Consider the following 4,773-nt stretch of genomic DNA (forward strand, 5'->3'; position numbering starts at 1 on the left):
GATTGTGGTGTTCGTGGGAGTGATTAGAATTATGGTGTGAATGATTATGGGAGTGGTTATGGTGTGAATGATTGCAAGAATGATTGTTTGAATGTTGTTTTATTGGTTTATGAATTAAGTCTTGATAGGTGCAAATCATTGTTTTTCCTTTAAATTTAATTTTAGGATAGCTTTAATCCTTTTTAATTTTTATGATTATAATTCATATTTAAGTAAATGTAAATTACTTACGAATTTGTAAGTATAAGGAGTTTTTATGCAAATAAATATGAATAATGTAACCTGTCCTTTGCAAATAGCTGCAAATATGATAAATGGAAAATGGAAAAGCATAATCATTTTTCAATTAAGTTTAGGTAATTCTTCTTTATCAAAATTACAAAAAGATATAATTGGAATTAGTCAAAAAATGCTTCTTGAACACCTAAATCAATTAAGAGAAAATGGCTTAGTAGATAAAATAACTTATGATGGCTATCCACTAAAAGTAGAATATTTTTTAACAAATCGTGGAAAGCAAATGTTAAAAGCTATTATTATTTTTCAAGAAATAGGCATTGAAGTTTTAAAAGAAAAGAAATTATTTAATGCTTTAAATGAAAAAAGCTTATCATACATACGAAAAAGTAAGTAATTTACAATTATTTTTAAAAAAGATAATATCTATCCTTTAATTTAAATTAAGGAGATTTTATGAATACAAAAGTTCAATTAATTAGAAGTGCTTGTGTAAAAATCACTATAAATAATGTGTGCTTTTTAATAGACCCTATGTTAGCACCAAAAGGCACTTATGAAGGTTTTGCAAATACTTATAATTCACATTTAAGAAATCCTTTAGTGGATTTGCCATTTAGTTTTGAAGAAATTATAAATGATGTAAATGCTGTAATAATTACTCATAATCATTTAGACCATATAGATGAATATACCTGTAAAAAATTAGATAAAAATATTAAAGTCTTCGTTCAAGATAATCAAGATTATAATTATTTTAAAGATTTAGGATTTAAAAATCTTGAGATTTTAAGCGATACTTTAGAATTTCAAGGAGTAAAACTAACAAAAACTAAAGCAAAACACGGAAGCGAAGAAATATATAAAAACAAAGAATTAGCAAGGCTTTTAGGTGATACAATGGGAGTTATTTTTAGTGCAAAAGATTGTAAAAGTGTTTATTTAATAGGAGATAGTGTTTTAACAAAAGATGTTGAAAATACTTTAAAACAAAATTATGATATTGTTATTGTAAATGCTGGAAATGCTATGGTTTTAGGATTTGATGATAGTATTATTATGAATGAAAACGATATTAAAAATATTGCTAAAATATCAACTAGCAAGATAATAGCCGTTCATTTAGAAGCTATTAATCATTGTATTTTAACTAGAAAAGCTTTAAAAGAATTTGTAAATAAGAATAATTTAAACGATAGAGTTTTAATCCCAGATGATGGGGAAAGCTACATTTTTTAAAGGAGATAAAATGAAAAAATATGAGATTTTTAATGTAAATTGCAATCATTGTGTAAATAAGATAAAAAATGCTTTAGAAGAAGATTTTGGGACAATTAATTTTAGTGATGATTTAAAATATATTTTTATAAATGCGAATAAAGAAGAATTTGAAGATGAGCTTTTAGAATTAGGATTTAGATTAGGTAAATTAGTATGAAAAATATAAGGCTTTTTATTAATGGAATGCATTGTGTAAATTGTGCTAATTCAATCAAACAAGAAGCCTTAAAATTAGGCGTAATAGATGCAAGGGTTGATTTTATCAATAAATTTGGAGAATTTAGTGTAAATGATGATTTTGATAGTGAAAAGCTAATTTTTGCTATCAAAAAACTAGGCTTTGAAGTAAGCTTAGAAAAAATAAATGCAAAAAATACTTACGAAGGCATTAGGCTAATTTTTTTAGCGATTTTTAGTGTTTTAACTTTTATTGATTTTAGCTTTTTATTCTCTTGTGTTTTTGCAAGTTTGGCTATTTTACTTTCGCTTGATTTTTATAAAAGAGTAATATTTCATAAAAGCTATGGAATGGATTTACTTGTAGTGCTTGGAATTAGCATTAATTATTTTTATTCATTTTTTAGTATTCATCATCATTTCTTTTTTGAAAGCACTTTTGTCTGCTTTGTGATTAGGCTTGGAAAATTTATTGAAAATAAAGCAAAAGCTAAAGCAAATTCTTTAATCACACCAAGCAAAATCCCTACAATAACCCTAGCAAACAATAAAATAATAAAAGCAAATCAAATAAATAAAGATGATGAGCTACTTATTAAAAACGGCGAAGAAATCTTAGTAGATGGAATATGTCTAAATGAAGCCTTAATTGATGAGAGTGTTATTAGTGGAGAAAGCTTTAGTCTAAGCAAAAAAATAGGAGAATTAGTCTATGCAGGTAGCATTAATAAGGGTGAATTATTAAAGATAAAAGCAACTAGCACTTATTATGAAAGCTCACTTGAAAAGCTTAAAGATGAAGCAATGAAAGCTAATAATAAGGATTTAAAAGCCTTTAAATTAGTTGATAAGATTAGCAAATATTTTGTATTAATAATTTGTATAATTGCTAGTATTACAGGACTTGTTTGGTATTTTATAGATTCTTCTAAGGTGTTTTTTTATGTTAGTAGTGTGTTGTTAATCTCGTGTCCATGTGCCTTAGGACTTGCAATTCCTATGGTAATAGTAATTTGCATTAATTTATGCTTTAAAGAAGGAATAATTTTAAAAAATCCTGAACTAATTAACTCAATAAAAGATATAGAATGCTTTGTTTTTGATAAAACAGGCACACTTACAAATTCCGTGCAAAAAATATCACACGATTTAAGCGAAGCTGATTTTAGGCTAATTGCAAGTATTGAAAATACTCAAAATCACCCAATAGCTAAGAGTATTACGAATAATTTTACTGATTTTTTAGATTTAAATGGAACTTGTGCTTTAAAGGATAATTCTTTAATTTATACTGATGAGAATTTAAAAGTAGAAATAAAACCTTGCGAAAATGAGTTTTTATGCTATAAAAATGATTTATATTTAGGCAAAATTACTTTAGAAAACGAAATTAACGAAAATGCAAAAGAATTAATTAGCTTTTTAAAATCACTCAATAAAAGAATAATAATAATTAGCGGAGATAGTAAAGAAAGAGTAGAAAATCTAGCAAACAAACTAGAAATTAGCGAATATTATTTTAGAGTTACACCTGAAAATAAAGCTGCGATAATAAAGAATTTAAACGCAAAAAGCGTATTTATTGGGGACGGGGCTAATGATATTAAGGCATTAAGAACGGCTAATTTTGGTATATCATTTAGCAATGCAAATGCAATTGCTAAAAATAAAGCCGATGCGATATTGCTAAAAAATGATTTGATTAAAATCATAAAACTTTTTGAGATTTTTGATAAATCTTATAGTAAGATTAAGCAAAATTTATTCATATCGTTTTTTTATAATTTCATAGGAATTGCTCTAGCTTGTGGGGTTTTTAGCGAGATTAATTTGCATTTAAATCCTGCACTTTGTGCTATGCTTATGAGTATTTCATCGCTTGTTGTGGTGTTTAATTCTTTGCTTTTGTTTAGAAAAAATAATTTATCTAGTTAGTAGTAACTAGATAAATACTAAATACTAAAATTTTTAAAATTCTGCCTTAAGGCTTCCGAGCTTAAAAACGCAACGCTTTGAGCTAGATTAAGCGACCTGCCATAGCTTTTCATAGGTATTAAAAAGGTATTTTCATTACTTAAAATCTCTTTAATTTCAGGCTGTGGCAAACCAAAACTCTCACTTCCAAACACTATAAAATCTCCTTCATTAAAACTAGCGTTAAAATAAGGATTTTTTGATTTTGTGCTAGCGAATTTCATTTTAGCAATATCATTATTAGCTAAAAAATCCTTTGCATTATCCCAAAAAATCGGCTCAAGTTTATCCCAATAATCAAGACCTGCGTGCATAATCTTTTTACTTGAAAAATCCAAAAAATGAGGTCCAACAAGATGTAATTTAAAACCTAAGTTATAGCACATTCTACCTATTGTCCCTACATTTCCTGCAATTCTTGGCTCAACTAAAACTATATTAAACATTTTTCATATACTCCTTAATGGCTTTTTCTTCACATATTAGTGCTTCTTCTTTTGAGCTAATATTCTCATATACGACTTTTATTTTGTCATTATAAATTCCTAATTCTTTAGCTCGTTTTACAATATCCTTATTTAGCCCAAGCCACTCTCTAAGCGGCATTTTAATAGCAATTTTACATAAATTATAGTCATTTAAATCATTAAAATTTGGCTCTTTTGTTAAAAAGAAAAGCATTTTTTTATAAGGCATAAATTGATAATATATATTAAAATAATCAATAAAATAAAAAAACATTAAAGCAAATCTTTTTTCCTTACAAACTAAATTCTTATTATCTTTAATCTTTTTTAAAACAGCAAAAAATTCATATTTGCTAACACTAAAACCAAAACATTTTTCAAATAAATTTAGTTTATACAAATAATAAAGCCCAATTTCAGGGTATTTTGCTTCAAATAATTTTATTAATTCATTATAAATTCTATCCTTGCTAAGGTTTGAAATATCAATTTTTTTTAGATATCTTAAATCCTTTTTCTTAGTCTTTAGCTTAAATCTAGCAATAAATTGAATAAATCTTAAAAGCCTTAGCGAATCTTCTTTGAATGTAGAATAATTCACTATTCTAATTAGCTTTTTTTTACAATCTCGTATGCC

The 4,773-nt window shown here is 26.0% G+C and carries 5 protein-coding genes and 1 pseudogene; 4 read left to right on the forward strand and 2 right to left on the reverse strand.

Translation table 11 applies throughout. The features are described 5' to 3' along the window. The first annotated feature begins 256 nt into the window (after positions 1-256). Genes AVBRAN9334_RS09970 through AVBRAN9334_RS09985 form a run of 4 tightly spaced genes read left to right on the forward strand, consistent with a single transcriptional unit; the run spans position 257 to position 3,630 of the window. Positions 257-634, forward strand: coding sequence for a winged helix-turn-helix transcriptional regulator (locus tag AVBRAN9334_RS09970; protein WP_239803535.1), 378 nt, complete (start codon positions 257-259; stop codon positions 632-634). A gap of 59 nt (positions 635-693) precedes the next feature. After that, complete coding sequence (locus AVBRAN9334_RS09975; RefSeq protein WP_336607728.1) at positions 694-1,476, forward strand: MBL fold metallo-hydrolase; 783 nt, start codon at positions 694-696, stop codon at positions 1,474-1,476. Positions 1,477-1,486: 10 nt separating this feature from the next. Further along, positions 1,487-1,675 carry a heavy metal transport/detoxification protein gene (locus AVBRAN9334_RS09980; protein WP_214120494.1) on the forward strand — a complete coding sequence of 63 codons (189 nt, stop codon included), beginning with the start codon at positions 1,487-1,489 and terminating at the stop codon, positions 1,673-1,675. Beyond that, positions 1,672-3,630 (forward strand): heavy metal translocating P-type ATPase, encoded by a 1,959-nt coding sequence (locus AVBRAN9334_RS09985; RefSeq protein ID WP_336607729.1) that lies wholly within the window; start codon positions 1,672-1,674, stop codon positions 3,628-3,630. Before AVBRAN9334_RS09980 ends, AVBRAN9334_RS09985 begins: the two co-directional genes overlap by 4 nt. 17 nt (positions 3,631-3,647) lie before the next feature. On the opposite strand, the gene AVBRAN9334_RS09990 is transcribed toward AVBRAN9334_RS09985, so the two are convergent. Both AVBRAN9334_RS09990 and AVBRAN9334_RS09995 read right to left on the reverse strand, forming a co-directional pair. Next, positions 3,648-4,115: a tRNA (cytidine(34)-2'-O)-methyltransferase gene (locus AVBRAN9334_RS09990; protein ID WP_214150474.1), complete on the reverse strand. Its 468-nt coding sequence runs from the start codon at positions 4,113-4,115 to the stop codon at positions 3,648-3,650. Next, a pseudogene (locus AVBRAN9334_RS09995) lies at positions 4,108-4,773 on the reverse strand (hypothetical protein); the annotation flags it as partial. The gene AVBRAN9334_RS09990 and the pseudogene AVBRAN9334_RS09995, both read right to left, overlap by 8 nt.

Origin of the sequence: Campylobacter sp. RM9334 (genome assembly GCF_020138145.1) — a bacterium.
In the GTDB taxonomy this organism is placed as follows: domain Bacteria; phylum Campylobacterota; class Campylobacteria; order Campylobacterales; family Campylobacteraceae; genus Campylobacter_E.